The 20,028-nt window shown below is 48.6% G+C and carries 18 protein-coding genes and 1 pseudogene; 9 read left to right on the plus strand and 10 right to left on the minus strand.

Annotated features, from left to right (window positions below):
• Positions 1–43 precede the first annotated feature (43 nt).
• The 3 genes from EA58_RS18050 to EA58_RS18070 all read left to right on the plus strand — a co-directional run bounded on the left by EA58_RS18050 (position 44) and on the right by EA58_RS18070 (position 1,889).
• Entirely contained in the window at positions 44–301 is a 258-nt protein-coding gene (locus tag EA58_RS18050) for a hypothetical protein (RefSeq protein ID WP_036756123.1), read from the plus strand.
• 217 nt (positions 302–518) lie between these two features.
• Entirely contained in the window at positions 519–767 is a 249-nt protein-coding gene (locus EA58_RS18060) for a nicotinamide mononucleotide transporter (RefSeq protein WP_036756126.1), read from the plus strand.
• A 435-nt stretch (positions 768–1,202) separates the two neighbouring features.
• Entirely contained in the window at positions 1,203–1,889 is a 687-nt protein-coding gene (locus EA58_RS18070) for a DNA-methyltransferase (protein WP_036756129.1), read from the plus strand.
• A gap of 49 nt (positions 1,890–1,938) precedes the next feature.
• On the opposite strand, the gene EA58_RS18075 is transcribed toward EA58_RS18070, so the two are convergent.
• The 8 genes from EA58_RS18075 to EA58_RS18110 form a co-directional block, all read right to left on the minus strand.
• Entirely contained in the window at positions 1,939–2,946 is a 1,008-nt protein-coding gene (locus EA58_RS18075; RefSeq protein WP_036756130.1) for a substrate-binding domain-containing protein, read from the minus strand.
• 23 nt (positions 2,947–2,969) lie between these two features.
• Entirely contained in the window at positions 2,970–3,902 is a 933-nt protein-coding gene (gene rbsK / locus EA58_RS18080; RefSeq protein ID WP_036756132.1) for a ribokinase, read from the minus strand.
• A 483-nt stretch (positions 3,903–4,385) separates the two neighbouring features.
• Complete coding sequence (gene rbsB / locus EA58_RS18085) at positions 4,386–5,267, minus strand: ribose ABC transporter substrate-binding protein RbsB (RefSeq protein ID WP_036756133.1); 882 nt, start codon at positions 5,265–5,267, stop codon at positions 4,386–4,388.
• Positions 5,268–5,283: 16 nt separating this feature from the next.
• Positions 5,284–5,457 (minus strand): hypothetical protein, encoded by a 174-nt coding sequence (locus tag EA58_RS21755; RefSeq protein WP_161781077.1) that lies wholly within the window; start codon positions 5,455–5,457, stop codon positions 5,284–5,286.
• A 57-nt stretch (positions 5,458–5,514) separates the two neighbouring features.
• The gene (gene rbsC / locus EA58_RS18090) at positions 5,515–6,498 is read right to left on the minus strand and encodes a ribose ABC transporter permease (protein ID WP_036756135.1); all 984 of its coding nucleotides are present in this window, start codon (positions 6,496–6,498) and stop codon (positions 5,515–5,517) included.
• Positions 6,495–8,000, minus strand: coding sequence for a ribose ABC transporter ATP-binding protein RbsA (gene rbsA, locus EA58_RS18095; RefSeq protein WP_036756137.1), 1,506 nt, complete (start codon positions 7,998–8,000; stop codon positions 6,495–6,497). Before rbsA ends, rbsC begins: the two co-directional genes overlap by 4 nt.
• 30 nt (positions 8,001–8,030) lie before the next feature.
• The gene (gene rbsD / locus EA58_RS18100) at positions 8,031–8,450 is read right to left on the minus strand and encodes a D-ribose pyranase (protein WP_036756140.1); all 420 of its coding nucleotides are present in this window, start codon (positions 8,448–8,450) and stop codon (positions 8,031–8,033) included.
• 446 nt (positions 8,451–8,896) lie between these two features.
• Entirely contained in the window at positions 8,897–9,970 is a 1,074-nt protein-coding gene (locus EA58_RS18110) for an alkene reductase (RefSeq protein WP_036756147.1), read from the minus strand.
• Between the two features lie 384 nt (positions 9,971–10,354).
• On the opposite strand from EA58_RS18110, the gene EA58_RS18115 reads away from it, so the two are divergent.
• The 5 genes and pseudogenes from EA58_RS18115 to EA58_RS18130 all read left to right on the plus strand — a co-directional run bounded on the left by EA58_RS18115 (position 10,355) and on the right by EA58_RS18130 (position 17,343).
• A complete protein-coding gene (locus tag EA58_RS18115; protein ID WP_036756151.1) occupies positions 10,355–10,873 on the plus strand; it encodes an Hcp family type VI secretion system effector in 519 nt (172 codons plus the stop codon).
• Positions 10,874–10,951: 78 nt separating this feature from the next.
• A pseudogene (locus EA58_RS22165) lies at positions 10,952–13,051 on the plus strand (type VI secretion system Vgr family protein); the annotation flags it as partial.
• A gap of 495 nt (positions 13,052–13,546) precedes the next feature.
• Positions 13,547–15,814, plus strand: a complete 2,268-nt coding sequence (locus EA58_RS22170; RefSeq protein ID WP_327078561.1) for an HET-C-related protein — start codon at positions 13,547–13,549, stop codon at positions 15,812–15,814.
• Positions 15,811–16,551, plus strand: coding sequence for a DUF7738 domain-containing protein (locus EA58_RS18125; RefSeq protein ID WP_036756153.1), 741 nt, complete (start codon positions 15,811–15,813; stop codon positions 16,549–16,551). Before EA58_RS22170 ends, EA58_RS18125 begins: the two co-directional genes overlap by 4 nt.
• Positions 16,552–16,581: 30 nt before the next feature.
• Positions 16,582–17,343 carry a hypothetical protein gene (locus EA58_RS18130; RefSeq protein ID WP_152548104.1) on the plus strand — a complete coding sequence of 254 codons (762 nt, stop codon included), beginning with the start codon at positions 16,582–16,584 and terminating at the stop codon, positions 17,341–17,343.
• On the opposite strand, the gene EA58_RS22175 is transcribed toward EA58_RS18130, so the two are convergent.
• Together EA58_RS22175 and EA58_RS18135 are read right to left on the minus strand one after the other, a co-directional pair.
• On the minus strand, positions 17,264–17,659 hold the full coding sequence (locus EA58_RS22175) for a hypothetical protein (protein WP_327078560.1): 396 nt from the start codon (positions 17,657–17,659) through the stop codon (positions 17,264–17,266). The two genes, EA58_RS18130 and EA58_RS22175, sit on opposite strands and share 80 nt — an antisense overlap.
• 155 nt (positions 17,660–17,814) lie before the next feature.
• Positions 17,815–18,879, minus strand: coding sequence for a formylglycine-generating enzyme family protein (locus EA58_RS18135; protein WP_036756158.1), 1,065 nt, complete (start codon positions 18,877–18,879; stop codon positions 17,815–17,817).
• 218 nt (positions 18,880–19,097) lie between these two features.
• On the opposite strand from EA58_RS18135, the gene EA58_RS18140 reads away from it, so the two are divergent.
• On the plus strand, positions 19,098–19,976 hold the full coding sequence (locus tag EA58_RS18140) for a LysR family transcriptional regulator (protein ID WP_036756357.1): 879 nt from the start codon (positions 19,098–19,100) through the stop codon (positions 19,974–19,976).
• The last annotated feature ends 52 nt before the right edge of the window (positions 19,977–20,028 follow it).

Raw genomic sequence — 20,028 nt, forward strand, 5'->3', positions numbered from 1 at the left:
ACTTTTTCTAATACAGAAAGAATCAATATCATGGGAGTGATGTATGGACAGTTTTACCTCTCTTTTCCTCTGGGCATATCTGGCACTTGGATCTGTCGCCACCCTTTATGCTGTCTTTTACTTTTTCTTGTCGGGATTAACTATCTTTGATCAGGGCAAAAAGAAAAATATGCCGCTGCGATTTAAGTGCAGCTATGTCTTTGTCATGTTTCTCATGATGCCAATCTTTTATTTGATCTTTATTGAAGAAATTCTGGCGTTGTCTCGCTATTTCAAAGCAAACAAGCAAAGTATGGCGTAATCCGCCCGCTTCAGAAAATCATCTCTTCATACAATAAAGCAAGACAGGTTCCCGAACGTTCGGGCCTGTCCTGCCTGATTCATCCCCGCCAGTTCTGTTGTCCTGCCCTTGCGCCTCTGTTGCCGTGTAGTCTACGGGCATTACCTGTTTTTCTGTCCATCGACCGCACCGTCTATACTCTGTAATCTCACCCACAATCACGGGCAATGGGGAATGCATGCCTTATTTTCAGTACTATGGCATCGACTGGATAGCAATGGTTCTGACATTTCTGGCGATCTGGCAGATTGGCAATCAGAACCGAATCGGCTTCATCCTGATGATATTCGGCAATGCCTGTTGGATTGCAGTTGGCTACCTGACAGACAGCATGGCGATGATGATCGCCAATCTCATCTTCTGTCTGCTGAATGTGCGCGCCATTCTCAAATGGTCAAAAGCAGCGCATCAACATTCCCAGGAATAGATTTCTACTTTGGCAATATCCCATCTAAGATCATGTGCATGAAGCCAAAGACGACAATTTTAGACAAAACTTTTTCAAGGATGACTAATTTCGCATCAATATGCACATTGGTTTAATGCGTGTGATTTGTATCAAGGAGTGATCAAATGAAGTGTAGCTGTTGTGATAAAAAATTGAATAGTGGCATGGTTCATAAGTGTGACCCGCAGACTGGCCAGCAATTTAAATCATGCCCACACTGCTCATTTGCAAATGGCCATGAACATGTCTTTCATCCCTATCCTGCTTCATTTGGGAAAACTCCTGCCAGAGTCACTGCAAGAAATCCTGACGGCGACCAGAGCTACTGTTATGATTGTCGAAGATTAGATAAGGGCATCCCATCTGGAACTTATCTTCAAGGCCGGACTTGTAACTCACTAGTGTAATAAATTAATGCTTCTATTTCATGATGATGCTGTGAATTGGTTATCAACGCTCGCTGATGCGAGCGTTGATTTATTAATTACAGACCCACCGTATGAATCCCTAGAAAAACATAGGAAAATTGGTACGACAACGCGGTTAAAGATGAGTAAATCATCAAGTAATCAATGGTTTGACATTTTTCCGAATGATCGATTTGAAAGCTTATTTCATGAGATATATCGCGTTCTAAAAAATGGTTCTCATTTCTATTTATTCTGTGACCCTGAAACAATGTTCATCGCGAAACCAATCGCAGAAAAAGTTGGTTTCAAATTTTGGAAACCTATCGTCTGGGACAAGATAAATATCGGAATGGGTTACCACTATCGTGCACGTCACGAGTACATCTTGTTCTTTGAGAAAGGGAAGCGAAAGCTCAATGACTTAAGTATCCCTGATATTTTAGAATATAAACGTGTATTTAAAGGTTATCCCACTGAAAAACCCGTACCACTGCTGGAGCTGCTTATAAAGCAAAGCTCCAATCCTGGTGAGTTAGTCGTTGATCCTTTTTTTGGCTCTGGCTCCACACTATTAGCCGCAAAAAACTTAGAGCGTGAATATCTGGGCTGTGATAAGTCCCCTGACGCACATAATTATTTTCACAGCAGATTGAATGAGGCAAACGAGTCAAAGTACTACAGGCCAGGCTGAAACACCGGCATGGCAGCTATGGCTATTACTTTCATAGGATAACTAGAAATCACTGAACCAACACCCGCACACTCTGCCTTTCCACCAAAGTCGGTTCGAGTTGTACGACCTGCGGTTCGGTGATTTCTTTATTGATGCGTTTCAGCAGCGTTTCAACGGCGGCCTGACCAAGACGGTATTTCGGCTGGTGAATGGTGGTCAGGGAAGGGGTCATAAATTTCGCAATATGAATGTCATCGTAACCGATAATGGAGAGATCATCCGGGATACGGATGCCTTTTTCATTTGCCGCGTTGATGACGCCCATCGCCATCATGTCGTTACAGACGAAAATGGCACTGGGCAAAGTCCCGCTGGCGTACATCGTGTTGAAGGCGTCGTAGCCACCTTCACATTCAAAGTCAGACTCAATCACCCAGTCACGATTAAATACCAGACCCGCTTCATTCATGGCACGTTTAAAGCCCTCGTAACGGATTTGTGCCTGATACTTGATCAGCGGGCCAGTAATACAGCCGATGTCCCGGTGTCCGCAGTCAATCAGATACTGAGCAGCCAGATAACCGCCCTGATAAGAATTATCCTGAATCTTGTCGCTGGCAAATGACATGGGGCCCCAGTCCATGACCACGACCGGGATATCCGGGTAACGGTCGAATACTTCAATCCGCTCCCCTTCCAGCGTCGAACACATCAGCAGCAGTCCGTCGACCCGTTTTTGCAGCAGGGTGTCAATGGAAGCTTTCATGCGTTCGTTGTCGCCTTCGGTATTACACAGAATCAGGTTGTAGCCCTTCTGGTAGCAACTACGCTCAACGCCTTTCACCACCTCACCGAAAAAAGGATTCGTTGAGGTGGTGACCAGCATTCCGATGGTCTGCGTGCGGTTCACCTTCAGGCTGCGGGCTAAGGCTGAGGGGGCATAATTCAGCGCTTTGGCAGCATTGTTGACCCGCTCTGCAATTTCATCGCTGACAAAACGGGATTTGTTGATCACATGGCTGACCGTCGATGTCGACACGCCTGCGAGTTTTGCGATGTCTTTCATCGTCGCCATGGCTCTCTCCTTCCCTGTTTATTTTACTCAACGATTGCGAAACGTTCCGCCAGAAACACATTCACCTCTTCCCGGGTCGGAATCGAGGTTTGTGCGCCAAAACGCGTCACGGAAATGGCCGCCGCGGCATGGCCAAACTGAATGGCTGATTCTAAAGACATCTCTTCCAATAAACCAGTCACGAACGCGCCATTGAAAGTGTCGCCCGCCGCCGTGGTATCCACCGCATCCACTTGGTAACCGGGAATCAACTGACCCCGTCCGTTCTGGCTCAGCCAGACGCCTTTTGCCCCCAGTGTGATCAGCACGATTTCAATGCCCTTCCGGTGTAAGACGTCCGCCGCACGCTGAGCAGAGACATTGTCAGTCACCGTAATACCGGTCAGTACTTCTGCTTCTGTTTCATTCGGTGTGATCACATCCACACACGACAGCAGGCTATCGGGCAACGCACGTGCCGGGGCCGGATTGAGGATCACATTGGTCTGATGCGCTTTCGCTTCCTGTGCCGCTTTTTCGATCCCGTCCAGTGGCGTTTCCAGCTGCATCAGCAAGAACCGGGCTTCACGAATCCGCGTCAGATCCGGTTCAATCCGTTCAGCCGTCAGACAATCGTTGGCTTCAGGCGACAGGCAAATTGTATTTTCACCGCTGTCTGAGACCTGAATCATCGCAATGCCAGTCGGACAGTTTGGCTGCATTTTCACACCGGCGATATTGATACCGTCACACTTAAAACGTTCACGGATGTGGATACCGAAAGCATCGTCCCCAATGCAGGCAATAAAGCCGGTGTCTGCCTTTAACCGCGCAGCCGCCACAGCCTGATTCGCGCCTTTCCCGCCGGGAATCACCTGATAATCACGTCCCTGTAACGTCTCACCCGGACGGGGAAAAGCGGGTACCCGAAGGACATGGTCTGCATTCACGCTGCCTAAAACCACTAATTTATTCATCGCGTTATCCTGAAAATTCTGTACCGACCCAAACACAAGGCTTTGCCATTTGGTCAAAAGACAAAGCGTTGTGTTCAACTCACGTGCCTCTGGTGCTGTTTCCACTTGCCAATTCTGTTACCTCATATTCGTCACGACCTCATCATTTTCACTCACTTCGCTATTTCCACTAACCACCTTTCCGCTCCCCTGTCTTTCCCGCATCCCTCCATCATTTCCGCATCCCTCCATCATTTCCGCATCCCTCCATCATTTCCGCATTCCCCCGTCATTCCCACCCCCCCCCGTCATTCCCGCGAAGGCGGGAATCCACTGAGCACTGAATCAAGGGCATCTGGCGGACTGAATTTGCTCCCTCATTTTCCATACAGTCTGCTTTTAAAAGGCGCTGGATCCCCGCCTTCGCGGGGATGACAGAATGAAGCAGGGTGACAGAAGGAAGCTGGATGACAAGAACACTGTAAGATCAAGTGATCACCCAAATTACAGCTTCGCAACCACTTTCAGTGGCACCGGAATGTACTTTTCAACTTGCTCGCCTTTCAGGACTTTCACCGCCGTTTCCACGCCCAGCGCACCGATTTGATCCGGCTGCTGTGCAATGGTCGCTGCCAGCTTGCCACGATTTACGGCTGCAATGCCGTCGTCTGTGCCGTCAAAGCCAACAATCATCACTTGCTTACCAGACGCCTGAACCGCACGCAGCGCGCCCAGTGCCATTTCATCATTCTGCGCAAACACAGCCTGCACATCCGGGTTCGCCGCCAGCAGGTTCTCCATGACATTCAGACCTTTGGTCCGGTCAAAATCCGCAGGCTGGCTCGCCAGCAGATCCATCTGACTGCCTTGCACCGCTTTCATGAAACCCTCACCGCGTTCACGGGCCGCAGACGTTCCGGCAATACCTTCCAGCTGAATGACTTTGGCCTTTTCACCCACTTTCTCCATGATGAACTTGCCCGCCATTTCGCCACCGGCCACGTTATCCGAAGCAATATGGCTCACCACCTCACCCCGGCTGGCACCACGGTCGAGCGTCAGAACCGGGATCTTGGAACGGTTCGCCATCCGAATCGCGTTCGATACCGCATCAGAATCCGTCGGGTTGATCAGAATAGCTTTCACACCGCGAATGGTCAGATCTTCCACATTCGACAGCTCTTTACTCGGGTCATTTTGCGAGTCCAGCACAATCAGGTCATATCCCAGTGCTTTCGCCTTTGCTTCTGCACCGTCTTTCATGGTCACGAAGAACGGGTTGTTCAGCGTAGAGACCACAATCGCCAGCGTGTCCTGCGCCTGAGCAGACACAGAAACGGTCGAAGTAAGCAGTGCAGCAGAAATCAGGGTTGCCAGTTTTTTCATCGTGATGATCCTTTCATTATCGGAATGTAGGGTATTGGACTGTGTCACTTGCCTGCTCCGCGATACAGACTTCATTCACATAAGTCACAGGCTCAATATTGATCTCAACAGATGAGAACTGAACCAGAGTGATTCCTGCAAATGAAATCCATAAGTATGTACGCAGAACTTTTACTTGTAGTTTTTTCATCCTTGCCTCCGAATATCCCTGTGACGTTGCACGCCACAGGTCATTCAGCGACGTGCCTTACTTGTTTTTATTGTCCACCAGCACAGCCAGCAAAATCACAACTGCTTTGGCAATCATCTGGTAGTAAGAAGAGACATCGAGCAGGTTCAGGGCGTTATTCAGGAAGCCAATGATCAGCGCACCAATCAGGGTGCCCATAATCCGGCCCTTTCCGCCCATCAGGCTGGTGCCGCCCAGCACCACAGCCGCAATGGCGTCGAGTTCGTATCCCATGCCCGCCGTCGGCTGTGCCGAAGACAGACGTGAGGTCACAATGATGCCCGCCAGCGCAGCCAGCAAACCACAGATGGCGTACACACCGATTTTCACCCGGTCCACATTAATCCCGGACAGACGGGTCGCCGACTCATTCCCGCCAAGCGCATACACATAGCGGCCAAAACGGGTGTGATTGAGCAGATACCAGGCCGCAGCAAACACTACCACCATCAGCCAGACCGGCACGGGAATGCCCAGCGCATAACCGGTGCCAAACCACGCAAAAGCATCGGCGGTATCGGTAAAACCGGTCGAGATCGGACGCCCGTCGGTGTAAACCATGGTCACACCACGCAACAGCGTCATGGTCACCAGTGTGGCAATAAAGGCCTGCACTTTCCCTTTGGCAATAATGATCCCGCTGACGGCTCCCAGCGCAGCCCCGGCCAGCAAAGCGGTCGGCACCGCAATCAGAACCGGCACTTCTATTGCAATCAGGCTGGCGGCAAACGCGCCGCACAGCGCCAGCACTGAGCCGACACTCAGATCGATTCCTGCGGTTAGAATGACCAGTGTCATCCCGACAGCGATAATGGCGTTAACCGAGGTCTGGCGCAGAATGTTGAGAATGTTATCTGCGGTGAAAAAGTTCGGATTCAGAAAAGACACCACTGCAATCAGTAACAGCAGGGCAATCAGCGATTTCTGCTCGATCAGCCAGGCTTTACTGAACCACTTTTTCTCGCGGGCTTCGGTGGGTTGACTCAAGGTTTTGGTACTCATGCTGCTTCCCCGTTCATCAATTTGCCGACAGCACAGGCCAGCAGTTTTTCCTGATCGGCATCTTTGGCATCAAATTCGCCGCTGATCCGGCCTTCATGCATCACCAGAATCCGATCACTCATCCCGAGCACTTCCGGCATTTCGGAAGACACCAGAATGATGCTCATACCTTCAGCTTTGAACTGATTGATCAGTTGATAAATTTCTTTCTTCGCACCGACATCGACGCCCCGTGTCGGCTCATCCAGAATCAGGACTTTCGGTCGGGTCATCAGTCCTTTGGCAATAGCGACTTTCTGCTGATTGCCGCCCGACAGATTGCCGATGATCTGATCCCGACCCGGTGTTTTGATGTTGAACAGACGAATAAAATCATCCACAGCCATCACTTCGTCGCCATGCTGAATCTGAATCCCTTTGCTCAGCTGCGCCAGCGCACACAGAGACATGTTTTCTTTCACCGACAGACCCAGCACCAGACCATCGCCTTTGCGGTCTTCCGAGATATAAGCGATGCCATTGGCCAGTCCGTCCAGCGGGCTGACCGGATTGATGGTTTTGCCGTTCAGATTGATCACGCCCCGCTCACTTGGCAAGGCACCGTAAATCACCTTCATCAGTTCCGTCCGGCCTGCGCCCATCAGACCAGAAATCCCCAGAATCTCACCGCGTTTGAGGGTAAAACTCACCTCGTGCACGCCGGAACCGGTCAGGCCGATGACTTCAAGGCAGGTCTCGCCATGTTGAACCGCAATGCGCGGATACTGCTCTTCCAGTTTACGGCCGACCATCATTTCAATCAGACCGTCTTCGTTGGTGTCTGCCACTGGGCATTCACCAATGAATTTACCGTCCCGCAGCACGGTAATGTCATCACAGATGTCGAAAATTTCTTTCAGGCGGTGCGAGATATACACGATGCCGCAGCCTTGCGCACGCAGCTCATGGATCACCGCGAACAAAGAAGCGGTTTCGGTATCGGTCAGCGCGTCCGTCGGCTCATCCATAATGATGACCTTCGACTCGAACGACAGCGCCTTGGCAATCTCGACCATCTGCTGCTCACCCAGACTCAGGTCGCCCAGTAAGGTTTTCGAGCTGTGTTTTACATTGAGCCGGGCCAGCAGTCTGTCGGCTTCATCGTACATCCGACCCCACTGAATCCGGCCCAGCGGACCGGTGAATTCACGACCGAGAAAGATATTCTCGGCAATCGTCAGTTCAGGGATCAGGTTCAGTTCCTGATGGATAATACTTATGCCCGCCTGCTGGGAATCCCGCGGCCCTTTAAAGGCTGCCGACTGTCCCTGATAGTGAATGCTGCCCGCGTCTTTGCTGTAGATGCCGGTCAGAACTTTCATCAGGGTCGATTTCCCGGCGCCGTTTTCCCCCATCAGCGCCATCACCCGTCCCGGATACACATTCAGGCTGGCTTTATCCAGCGCCTTCACGCCCGGGAAGGCTTTTTCAATCTCACTGAGCTGTAAAATGGCTTGCGTCATACGCCGTCCTCAATGGTTTGGTTGCAGGGGTCAGAACACCACGCCGGCCTGAAAAATCACGTTCGCATACGGGGTGCATTCCCCGGTTCGGACCACAGCCCGACTCTGGTGCGTCCGTTGCTTGAAGGCTTCGTGAGACAGGTAGGTCACCGCGATTTCGCGGCCCATACGTGCCTGCTCTTCCTGAAGCAACCCCATCAGCGACTGATGAAGCGCCGGACTCACCTGCTGAAACTCTTCTGCCATCACCACGCCTTCAATCTGCGATTCAGACAACAGCGTGCAGACAGTCTCAATGAAACCGGGCACGCCATGCGTCAGCGCCAGATCGATCCGCTGCACCTGATCCGGCACCGGCAACCCGGCATCACAAATCGTCACTTCATCGGTATGCCCCAGCGTCGCGACCAGATAGGACAACTCGGCGTGCAGGAGAGTACTTTTTTTCATGCTTTCAACACCTTACTTAGCCCTTGTTTTACCCTTGAATGAACAATCACTGGCTTCTTGTCATGAAACAGCCAGAAAATCTTCTAACGTCGTCAAAATATCGGTTTATCTGCCAAAAATAGGCAGTGATGTGTTTTCTGTATCCTGTCTTTTTTATGATTGGGAAAACTCATCGAAACGTTTCGATGAATTCTAATCCACTGAGATTTCTTTGCAGCAGGTGAAAAGTTGAACTGTGATTGGGATCGTCAGATCTATCAGTAACAGGCGTAAAAAAGGTGACCGGAATCTCAGTGAGCCGGGGAAGACCAACCGTCGTTTGCAAAAAAAAGCAGAGACGTTTTCGCCTCTGCTTCTGTGGATGTCATGCAATGAATAGGTTGGATGAGTTGATCTGGAATTCAGCCTGTCAGGCTTCTATCAGAACCAGACTCAGATAACGGCGCTTAAGCAGAAACCTCGGCAGTCAGCGTCGGATAGTCGGTGTAACCTGCCGCACTGCCGCCATAGAAAGAAGCCGGATCTGCATCGTTCAGCGGTGCGCCGGTTTCAAGGCGCTCAACAAAATCCGGATTGGCCAGAATCATCATGCCGTAAGATTCCAGCTCAGCCAGACCCGCATTGAGATCACGGCCAATGTCATCCCGCGGACGGCCCGGACGGTTCAGGATCAGCGTGTGCTGCCAGCTATCCCGGATATCACGCAGCAGTGGCTCATTGCCCTGATGCATGATATGCAGGTAGGCTAGCCCCAGCTTGTTAAGTTCAGCCACCAGATAACGGTAAAGCGCCGGGCCTTCACTGCCCTCATCAATACCCCAGATGGTGGTACCCGGTGACAGACGGATCGCCGTTCTGTCGGCCCCGATTTCCTCTGCAATGGCCGTGGCAACCTCAATCGCGAACCGGGCACGGTTTTCTATCGAACCACCGTATTCATCGGTCCGAGTGTTGGCACTGGGCGCGAGAAACTGCTGAATCAGGTATGCATTGGCCCCGTGGATCTCCACGCCATCTGCTCCGGCTTCAATGGCCCGACGTGCGGCAAAACGGAAGTCTGCAACGGTCTGACGAATTTCTTCTGTCGTCAGGGCGCGGGGAACCGGAATATCCTGCATACCCGAGACCGTAAACATTTTAGTCTGCGGCGAAATCGCCGATGGTGCGACACCCGGACCATGATGCAGCGTATTGTCCGGATGTGACATCCGGCCCGCATGCATCAGTTGAAAAAACACATGACCGCCCTTTTCATGAATCGCAGAAGTGACCTGTTTCCAGCCCGCCACCTGCGCATCGGTATAAATCCCGGGGGTGGCGAGGTAGCCCTGCCCGTCATCAGAAGGCTGCACACCTTCGGTCACAATCAGGCCGATACTGGCACGCTGGGCATAATACTCAGCGGTCAGCGCTCCGGGCGTTCCATCAAGGTTGGCCCGGGAACGGGTCATCGGTGCCATCACAAGGCGGTTCGACAAGGTCATTCGGCCTACACGGACCGGTGCAAATAACTGGCTCATAGCTCACTCCCGCAGCGGATGCTGCTCACTCATTTCGGACACCATCATCATTGACCAATTCACATGTGGAATAAATGGCATTAAATGGAAATCATTGCCCCATTATTGGATTAATTGGAGCCGGATGACTGAATGATCTGACGCCTCAAAAAGCACCAAATCTCTCATTCAGGGATAATTCAGAGATGAACTCGGTTTTCTAAAAAATGAGAAAATTTTCTAAGAAATTGGATGCTTAGTCGGTTTACAGAGAATGTAATTATTATAATTGATTGATTTTAAATGAATTAAAAGTTGGCATGGCTGTTGCATTATCGTTGTCATCACAACGTTTAGCGATATGCTCAAACTCATCAAAATCATTGAACTTGAAAGGAAAGCAATATGCCAACTCCAGCTTATATGTCGATTCACGGTGAAACTCAGGGCCACATCACGAAAGATGCTTACACAGCAGATTCTGTTGGGAACACCTGGCAGGAAGCACACGTTGACGAGTTCCTGGTTCAGGAATTGGATCACGTTCTGACGGTGCCACGTGACCCACAAAGCGGTCAACCGACAGGTCAGCGTGTTCACCGTCCGATTATCGTGACCAAACAGCAAGACCGTACTTCACCACTGCTGTTCAACGCACTGGTCAGCGGCGAGAAGCTGCCAGAAGCTTACATTAACTTCTACCGCACTTCGACTCAGGGTAAACAAGAGCATTACTACACCATCAAACTGATCGATGCACTGCTGGTTGACGTGCAAACTCGCATGGCGCACTGCCAGGATGCCGCAACCTCTGACCGTGTCGTTGAAGAAGTGCTGAAATTGACTTATCGCGCAATCGAAGTCACCCACGAAGTGTGTGGTACGGCAGGTAACGACGACTGGCGTACACCACGCGAAGCGTAATCATGCGGATTAGAAGAAGGGGCCATTTGGGCCCCTTTGTTTTAGGTCAGCTGGCCCTAGTTGCATCAGGTAAAAGTCATGAGTCATCCGGTCCAATTTTCGTTTTCAATCGAAAAATCAGAACACGAATTTCGTGTTGAAAGTTTTGAAATCAAAGAGCGTCTGTTTCAGCCTTTTGAAATGAAGGTCTCATTGCTTTCACGTGATGCAGATAATTCGCTCGATGATCTGGTTCGTCAAGCAGGTGTCCTGAAGCTCTTTGGTCAGGGGCGCGATGTTTCCCGACTCTTCCACGGGGTGATCCGTGAAGTGCGTTTTCTCGGCACCGGGCGTCAGTTCAGTCGGTATGAGCTGATTCTGGTACCGGATTTATGGTTCTTGGAACAGCGTTCCGATTGCCGGATCTTTCAGGATCTGACCATCAACGAGATCATTGAATCTGTGCTGGAAGAAGCCGGTGTGACGTCATACCGGATGCTGGCTGAAGTGGGTGAAAAGCAGGAATACATTCTGCAATACCGTGAGACGGACCTGGATTTTATCCATCGCCTGATGTCACAACACGGCTTGTGGTACTTCTTTGACCATACGGAAACCGGTCATGAACTGGTGATTCTTGACAAAAATGAACTGGTCAGTGAGTTACCCAGTACGCCTGAGAACGCCACCCTGGTTCCAAATGCTGAACTGCATACCATTTTGTTTCACGGCGATGCGGGGGGTGTGCCGGATCGTGAACATATCTTTGAAGCCGATTTTGCCGCGCGTACTCACTCGGGCGCGGTGTCGCAAACCGACTATCACTACCTCACACCCAACACCTGCCTGATGGCCAGTGCCGCTGATTTTGAAGCTGAAAATACCTATATTGATTTAGCGATATACCACCATCCAGGCCGTTATCAACAGCAACCGCAGGGTAAATTGCAGTCGGACTATCGTTTATCTGCGCTCAAAATTACCGGGACTGAACTGAAAGCGACGAGCTGTGTGATGCGCCTGATTCCCGGCTACAGCTTCGTGATGGAAGGTCATCCGCGTCAGTCATTGAACCGGGACTTCATCCTGCTGGCAGTGGAACATAAAGGCCACGATCCTCAGGCTCATGCCGAAGAAAACAACGGCGAACCAACGACCTATCACAATCAGATCATTGCATTCCCTGTCGAATTAACCTATCGCGCAGCAGCGCTGCCTGCCCCCAGAGTTGAAGGGCCGCAAACGGCCGTGGTGGTTGGGCCGGCGAACGAAGAGATTTACACCGATAATTTGGGCCGGGTCAAAGTACAGTTCCACTGGGATCGACTGGGTGGCATGGATGAACATTCGACCTGCTGGGTGCGTGTCAGTCAGACACTGGCCGGGCCAAGCTGGGGAGCTGTGATCCTGCCGCGTATCGGCCATGAAGTGGTGGTGACCTTTCTGGAAGGCGACCCGGACCGACCGCTCGTGACAGGAGCTGTATATCATGCGCTGCATCAGCCGCCTTACCCACTGCCCGAGCATAAAACGAAAACCGTTCTTCGGACGCAGACTCATCAGGGCACCGGATTTAACGAAATCTCGTTTGAAGATGAAGCCAATCAAGAGGAAATGTACTTCCACGCGCAAAAGAATATGCGTACCACTGTGCTCAACGATCGGTTTACTGCCATCGGGCAAGATGAAGAAAGGATTGTTGGTCATCAACAGACCAATGAAATTCTGGGGAACCAAAGGGAAGTGATTGGCGGGAATAAAACTTCGTTGGCTCAGCAGACGTTTGTCGAAGATGTAGCAAAAGATGTTGTCACCACTTACAACGCGAATGAATCTGTCAATATTGCTCAGGATCAGACAAGAAAAGTCCTTGGTCATCAGACTAGCAAAGTCGGTAAAGACGATCGGTTAGAGATTAGTGAAAATCAAATGACCACGGTTCATGCATCCCGCAACCTCAATATTGGGGGGAATCATGGGTTCAATGTGGATAGTCAATTTGCACTCAGTGTCGGGAAAAATGTAACAGTTACTTCCGATGGTCAGACAACCATTATCAGTGCGGATGAAATTCAACTGCTCACAGGAGCATCGGGTATTGTTTTAAAAAGTGACGGGAAAATTCTGCTCTCTGGCCTCAATATGACTCTGGACGGGGCGGATAAACTGAATATTCAGGGTGGAAATGTAAAGATAAATCCGGGCCAGGAAACACCACTGCACACGGATATTCCAGTCGCAGCAGCTGTACTTGCTCAGTTTAATGATGAAACCCATCTTCTGGAGTCAACTTATGCGATTGAGCATCTTCAAGGGCTCACAACAGTTTTTGATCGTGAAAAATTTGCTATGTGGCTCAGTGGCGTGTTTGGGTACAATATTCCACCTGAAGCTTATCTTGGCTTATTTGAAGACCTGCAAAATGGAGCATTCGAGAATCCGCCAATTGAAGTGACTTTAGGCAACATTGCTTTTTATGACAATCGTCAGCAAACGATTTTTGTCGGAAAGGGACTGATTCAGGATGCGATAGAGAGTCAGGATCAACAAAGTAAAGGAAAGCTGCTGGCCATTCTCGTTCATGAATTCGGGCATCACATCGATTATTCTCTGAGAAATGTTTACAGCACAGTGGGCGGTGATGCGATGCTTGATGAGGGAGCAGCATTCGCAGCGATTCTTGGCAACCTGAATATGCGGAAGCAATCATCAACCCTCATTGCGCAATACACGGGCTCACTGGGATCACAATCAATTTCGTTGGAATATCCAGCACTTCATGCGGCGCTCAAAGAGCAGAGAAATTATATTGAAAACGATCAGAAGAGCCAGAATGGCGATCGTGAATATTTCTCGGCCGGTGGCACAGCAGAGCAAGCACTGAAAGGTAAATATGGCCACCAGTCTGTCGAGTTGGTTTTACTGGAATATTTTACTGAACACGAAATTAAGGCGATTTACTATGGAAACTGGCTGCGTGATTACTCACAGGTCGTCGATCCCAAGGTATTAGACCTGAATCTTAACTTACTCATACAACCGGCAGTAGAAACAGATCTGGGTCTGGATAAACTTCGCAATGAACTGTCATCGTATTTAAAATCAATAGCAGAGACGACAGAATCACTGAAAAAAAGTGCAATTCAAGGACTCAATACCGCTCGGGTATATACGCAGCGATTCAGTGACGATCTTTCTGATTTTGCAGATGATGTATCCGGCAGATTGTTTGGATACTCAGAAACATTGAAACAGCAAAATGAAATCCTTGAGAAAAAGCGGTCAGATTTAGAAAAAACAAAGGATAATTTGTCTGCTGATGGTGTGAAAAGCCGTATGAACATTGAGCATGCGATTGAAAGCAATCGACAACACCAGGAATTAATGGAGTCTCTGCAGGCTAAAGTTAAGGCTGGCAATACTCAGCAAAAATCTGCGAGCCAAAGTACTCAGGCAGGGCTGGACAAATCTTCACAGGAAATCTCTCAGCTCGAAACAGAAAAGTTTTTTGCAGAGCAAGAAAAGCATATTCCTGAGGCTCAGCAGAAGATTCAGGCATTGGAAGATCATATCGATTCCGCATTCAATGCGACGAAGGAAATTGCAGCCAAAGAGGTCGATGATCCATCAGGCCTTACCGGTGGTGGTAAAACGATCGGAAGTAAAGGCATCTCTCATGAGGCACTGACCCAAATTGTTGAAATTTTGGCAAGAAAAGAGTTTCCAATGCTCTTTGCTCAAGAGGATAATTCTCCTTATCGATTAACCCCGGAGAAACTGGGTGCTTATTTGCCTAAAGAACACTTGGATAACCCACGAGGCGTTACAGCGCCGGAAAATCCTGAGTATGCGAATATTTTCAGAGGGGATTATCAAGCGATCGAAGGCGAGATTGATTCTGAGAAGTGGTATAAAAACTACTTTAAACAGTCAATTGAATATGCCAAAAGTCAACTTAGACTTGCTGTTTCATTGGGAAAAACAGCGGAAGGTTTGATTCATTTTGGTCAGGCGCTTCATGTGATGGAAGATATCTTCGCGCATTCTAACTTCGTTGAACTGGCGCTCAACCGGATTTTGAAAGAACTTCCCGGTTTATCCGAAGATGAGCGGCGGCATGTGAATGATTGGGTTCAGGCTGTACCAGTCCAGAGCGCCGATCAGACGACTCAGAACATTCGTCCTCTGACAACCGGTGTGTTTGGTGCCTCCGATACTTTAGTAAGTTTGCTGTCGGTGATTGAAAAGACTAAGGATCACAGTCCGGAAGTGAAAGAGGCACATTTTCAAACTCAATTAAGTATTGCATTAATTTTAATGCAAGATTATGCGCCAAATACCGTTGAAATGATTTATGATGCCTTCGGCTTGGATTATTCCAGCGAGGATGAAAGAAAAACGGCTGAACAAGCCCTTGAAAATGCCAAAAAGCTCGATGAGTTATCTTATGATTTCAGAGGAACTTATCATGCGGTGATGGAGGCAATGTTTGGCTTTATTAATCGATTGACTGCTTTGCTGGCTCGTCAGGCGATGGAAGCAATGAAGAATGCACAGGATGATAGTCCCACGACTGACCCCACTCACACACAATTGGCAAAAGATCCGGACGATCATCCATTGCATACGATTGCCGCTGAAGCAGCACGTGAAATGGTGCGGACTTTTGGGGAGACCATGAGTGAAGTTTGGGATGGTGAAGAAAATAGTAATATGCTCCTGTCATTAGTCGATGATTTCTTTGTTCACCCTGAGCATATTTCGCCGAAGAGCCCGGGGCATATACAAAATGTATATCATGTGATTGCCGAATGGGCTGCATCAAGCCCCGTTCAGCTGAATCAGGCGAGAAGCTATCAGGGCCATCTAAAGCATGAATATCTTAAATTGAAACAGCTTGCTGAATTAAATGATTATCAACTGAAATTTACGACGGATCTGATGAAAAAGGTGAACCTATGATATCAACATATCCTTGTTCTTTTTTTGCAAAAATATTGGCGGCTGTGGCTGTTTTTTTCTCAGCAACATCTTATTGCCAAACAGGGATCACGAACACCAGCGATCAACCCGTTCGCTTGGTGATTACTCCAGAATCCATCACCTTTGATGGTAAGCCATTGCGTTTTGAAGAGCCCCTGAAAGATTGGATTCAGGTACTGGGGGATAATTATATCCAAGGCGAGAGCGATTCGGTTGCTGCATTTAAATCTAAGAGGTTTATCTACCCTAAGTTGGGGATTGATCTTGAAGTGCAAAGAAATACAAAATCGCCTAGTTCTGACTGGGTAAATGGACAAGTAGGTACGCTGAATGATCCCATGAATCGATATATTGTTGATGTGAGGATCAGACTCAATCCAAAGAACCAAATTGATCCTCCTCGCATTAGCGAGGAGAAATTTAAAAACCATCCATATAATACGATGTTTGCAGATTATGCAATCAATTTTTATGGTGCAATTGTTGATCGAAATATTCAGAAAGAACAAGTGCTTAAGTATGGTTCAGGAACTCAAATGGATCAGCACTTTAATTTAGTTGGAGCCAGTGCTTCTGAGACGCATGATGCATCTATCGCGTTTCATCATTTCTGGGGACAAAAGCCTGAATTAGCCGTTATGTTAACTGTTTATCCATCTTTGACGTTAAAACATGAAAATGAAGTGAAGTACTTTGGTCAGGTTGTTTCCCGGTAGTTTATTTTGCGGTATGGGGGGAAGGTGATCATGAGCATGATATCTGACACAGGCTTTCATGTTCATCTAAAAGTATTATCTCCCACATTATTGGCTGTAATGTCTATGTTGCTCTCTGCAATCTCTGTTTGCAGAGCAGAGAGCGCGAACACCTGCGACCAACCTGTTCGAATGGTGATTACTTCAGAATCCATCAGCTTTGATGGTAAGCCACTTCGTTTTGAAGCACCCCTGAAAGATTGGATCCTCGTTCTTGGAGACAACTATATTCAAGGCGAGCGTGATTCAGTTGGTGCATTTGATGCTTGGCGTTTTATCTATCCTGAATTAGGGATCGATCTGGAAGTACAGGGAAATAATAAAGCACCCAAATTTGACTGGGTGAATGGACAAGTTGGAACTGTTCAGGATCCAATGAACCGATATCTTGTTGATGTGAGAATCAGACTCAATCCAAAGAACCAAATTGATCCTCCTCGCATTAGCGAGGAGAAATATAAAAACCATCCATATAATACGATGTTTGCAGATTATGCAATCAATTTTTATGGTGCAATTGTTGATCGAAATATTCAGAAAGAACAAGTGCTTAAGTATGGTTCAGGAACCCAAATGGATCAACACTTTAATTTAGTTGGAGCCAGTGCTTCTGAGACACATGATGCATCGATCGCGTTTCACCATTTCTGGGGACAAAAGCCTGAATTAGCCGTTATGTTAACTGTTTATCCAACTTTGACGTTAAAACATGAAAATGAAGTGAAGTACTTTGGCCAGATTGTTTCCCGGTAGTGATTAGGTTTGTTCGGGTACAAAGAAGGAAACGTGATATCACAGTAATCACTGTAACGAGGCCAAAGTATCGGTACAGATCAAAACTACCGCCTTCAACAAACACCAGATTTTCGATGGCACGAACCACCACTTCGGCGGCGTTTTGCTTTTGTTCTTGGGTTGCCTCGGGATAACGCTTTTCGATATTGACAACAATGGTATCAAGCTGTTGTTGCGAGACGGTTTCACTGGTGATTTTGATGGGGGAATTGTTGGCATTGCAGGCCGCGAATAATGGCAGCGTACATGCAAGTCCTAGCCTGTAAATATTCATGCTGGAATCCTTTTCTTTTAGTGCCTTAGTGTAACGAAATGCCTAAAACAAAAACACTGAAAAGCAGGGTCAATCATAAATACAACCTGTCTTTCTTGAACCGAGTGCACAATGGAATGAATGAGGTGATTTAAATTGAAAATTAATCATCAATCTCAGGACGATTTATGTGCTGGGGTTGTCGTCTGAAGAGCGCAGCGAAAGCTGGTACTGTAAAAATATGCTTTTTTTACTGGTACAGAATAAATCCTTGAGAAAGTCATGGTTGTTCCTCCCGCATCTCGGAGTACTTTTTCCGTCCCTTCCTTTGGTCCTTTCGGATTTAGCTCAGGAGAGTGCTCATAATAGTCTGGGGAGTACCAGTCCTCCACCCATTCACTGACTGGATTGGACATACCATAGATCCCCAGAGGATTCGGTGGGTATCGGTCTACTTCTTCGGTATTCGTTGATGCATTGGCATCACTTTCAGTGTATTCAATGTAACGATCAGTCTCGGGATCGAAATAGATAGCATCCTGTACCTGACTGTAACCGTTATTGGTCGCAAAATAGTATTTTTGTCCTCGACTGCGGGCAGCATATTCCCACTGTGCTTCGGTGGGTAAGTCGAAGGGCATTGCACTGACCTGACCTAACCATTGACAATAATCTTTGGCTTCCTGCCACGCTTTAGCACTGGCTGGGTAATCCTTCATATCAGTTATCAGCCATTGATATGCTTTCGAATCACGTTGGATAATCGACTGGTCTTTTGCATCATCTTTTGCCACAGGCAGCCCGTTGATCAGGCGCATCCACTCCATGTCAATAAAGCGTGTTTCAAACTTAGCGATTGAGTAGGAATCGAGTGTGACTTTATGCAAATGATCAGCCCCTGTCATCTGACTACCCGGTGAACTCAAACATTCTGCATCCGGAGACCAGTCCATCCGGTTGACCGTACCGCTGGGAATTTCACAAGGGGCACCAAAGTCCCCCATCTCAAAGCTACCGCCTTCGACAAACACCAGATTTTCTATGGCACGAACCACCACCTCGGCGGCGTTTTGTTTTTGTTCTTGGGTTGCCTCGGGATAACGCTTTTCGATATTGGCGACAATGGTATCAAGTCGCTGCTGCGATACCGTCTCGCTGGTGATTTTGATGGAGGAATTGGTGGCATTGCAGGCCGCGAATAATGGCAGCGTACATGCCAGTCCTAGCCTGTAAATCTTCATGCTGGAGTCCTTTGTTTTGAGTGCCTTAGTGTAACGAAATGCCAGAAACAAAAACACATGATTGGCTGATGACTCAGGAAATAGACAGATATTTTTTGGACGAAGCGCACAGTGTGTGAGCGAAGGAGAAAGCATTGCGAACAGACGGAGAAACACATGAACGTCATCCGGAATAAATATGATTAAATAAAAACAATAAACTCATGATTGGAACAAACATGACGGGATTACTGAACGATATGGCGCTGTTTGTGGAAGTCGCCCATGTCATGAGCTTTCGCAAAGCCGCTGAGATCACAGGCGTGCCGAATTCGACGCTGTCCAGACGCATCAGCACCCTGGAAAAAGAAATCGGCTTACGTTTGCTGCACCGGACGACACGCAAACTGGAACTGACTGAAGCCGGCAAGCTCTATTACGAACGCTGCAAACGCATTGTGGCGGAAGCCAAGCTGGCCCACGAACAGTTAGGCGACCTGCTGGAACACCCCAGTGGTTTGATTCGGGCTTCGCTTCCGGTCGATTTTGCGGTGACGGTTCTGGCACCGCTGATGCCTGAATTTATCCGCCGCTACCCGGACATCACCTTTGATTTCGACCTCACGTCCCGCAAGGTAGATATGATCACCGAACACTTTGATGTGGCGATCCGAATTGGGGAGCAGGAAAGTTCCACCCTGATCGCGCGGAAACTAGCGAGCCTGAAGACGCAACTTTATGCATCACCCGGTTATCTGGCGCGCTTCGGGGAGCCCGCAACACCCGCAGCACTCTCGCAGCATGAATGTCTTCACATTCTGAAGACAGGCGCATGGCAAATCAGTGACGGCGCAGACACAGTCGACATTTCAGTCCGCAGTAAATTCACCCTGAATAACATCGGGATAATCCGAAAGCTGGCAACACTGGATCTGGGGATTATCTTAATGCCGGAAGAAATTGTGGCAGAAGACCTGAACGCAGGCCGGCTGCGCCGGTTATTACCTGACTGGCAGGGTGCCCCCACCCCAATTTACGCGATGACCGAAACCCGGTTGCTGCCGGCAAAAACCCGCTGTTTCATTGAATACGTCCGGGAATGTCTGGCGCAAACGTAACAACCAAACCAAGCAACTAAACCAAGCAACTAAACCAAGCAACCAAACCGAG

Origin of the sequence: Photobacterium galatheae (assembly GCF_000695255.1) — a bacterium.
Classification (GTDB): domain Bacteria; phylum Pseudomonadota; class Gammaproteobacteria; order Enterobacterales; family Vibrionaceae; genus Photobacterium; species Photobacterium galatheae.

Excerpts from the sequence above, each read along its gene's own strand:
- EA58_RS18050 (WP_036756123.1), top strand. The coding sequence starts at position 44 with ATGGACAGTTTTACCTCTCTTTTCCTCTGGGCATATCTGGCACTTGGA.
- EA58_RS18060 (WP_036756126.1), top strand. The coding sequence starts at position 519 with ATGCCTTATTTTCAGTACTATGGCATCGACTGGATAGCAATGGTTCTG.
- EA58_RS18070 (WP_036756129.1), top strand. The coding sequence starts at position 1,203 with ATGCTTCTATTTCATGATGATGCTGTGAATTGGTTATCAACGCTCGCT.
- EA58_RS18075 (WP_036756130.1), bottom strand. The coding sequence starts at position 2,946 with ATGGCGACGATGAAAGACATCGCAAAACTCGCAGGCGTGTCGACATCG.
- rbsK (WP_036756132.1), bottom strand. The coding sequence starts at position 3,902 with ATGAATAAATTAGTGGTTTTAGGCAGCGTGAATGCAGACCATGTCCTT.
- rbsB (WP_036756133.1), bottom strand. The coding sequence starts at position 5,267 with ATGAAAAAACTGGCAACCCTGATTTCTGCTGCACTGCTTACTTCGACC.
- EA58_RS21755 (WP_161781077.1), bottom strand. The coding sequence starts at position 5,457 with ATGAAAAAACTACAAGTAAAAGTTCTGCGTACATACTTATGGATTTCA.
- rbsC (WP_036756135.1), bottom strand. The coding sequence starts at position 6,498 with ATGAGTACCAAAACCTTGAGTCAACCCACCGAAGCCCGCGAGAAAAAG.
- rbsA (WP_036756137.1), bottom strand. The coding sequence starts at position 8,000 with ATGACGCAAGCCATTTTACAGCTCAGTGAGATTGAAAAAGCCTTCCCG.
- rbsD (WP_036756140.1), bottom strand. The coding sequence starts at position 8,450 with ATGAAAAAAAGTACTCTCCTGCACGCCGAGTTGTCCTATCTGGTCGCG.
- EA58_RS18110 (WP_036756147.1), bottom strand. The coding sequence starts at position 9,970 with ATGAGCCAGTTATTTGCACCGGTCCGTGTAGGCCGAATGACCTTGTCG.
- EA58_RS18115 (WP_036756151.1), top strand. The coding sequence starts at position 10,355 with ATGCCAACTCCAGCTTATATGTCGATTCACGGTGAAACTCAGGGCCAC.
- EA58_RS22170 (WP_327078561.1), top strand. The coding sequence starts at position 13,547 with ATGCGGAAGCAATCATCAACCCTCATTGCGCAATACACGGGCTCACTG.
- EA58_RS18125 (WP_036756153.1), top strand. The coding sequence starts at position 15,811 with ATGATATCAACATATCCTTGTTCTTTTTTTGCAAAAATATTGGCGGCT.
- EA58_RS18130 (WP_152548104.1), top strand. The coding sequence starts at position 16,582 with ATGAGCATGATATCTGACACAGGCTTTCATGTTCATCTAAAAGTATTA.
- EA58_RS22175 (WP_327078560.1), bottom strand. The coding sequence starts at position 17,659 with ATGAATATTTACAGGCTAGGACTTGCATGTACGCTGCCATTATTCGCG.
- EA58_RS18135 (WP_036756158.1), bottom strand. The coding sequence starts at position 18,879 with ATGAAGATTTACAGGCTAGGACTGGCATGTACGCTGCCATTATTCGCG.
- EA58_RS18140 (WP_036756357.1), top strand. The coding sequence starts at position 19,098 with ATGACGGGATTACTGAACGATATGGCGCTGTTTGTGGAAGTCGCCCAT.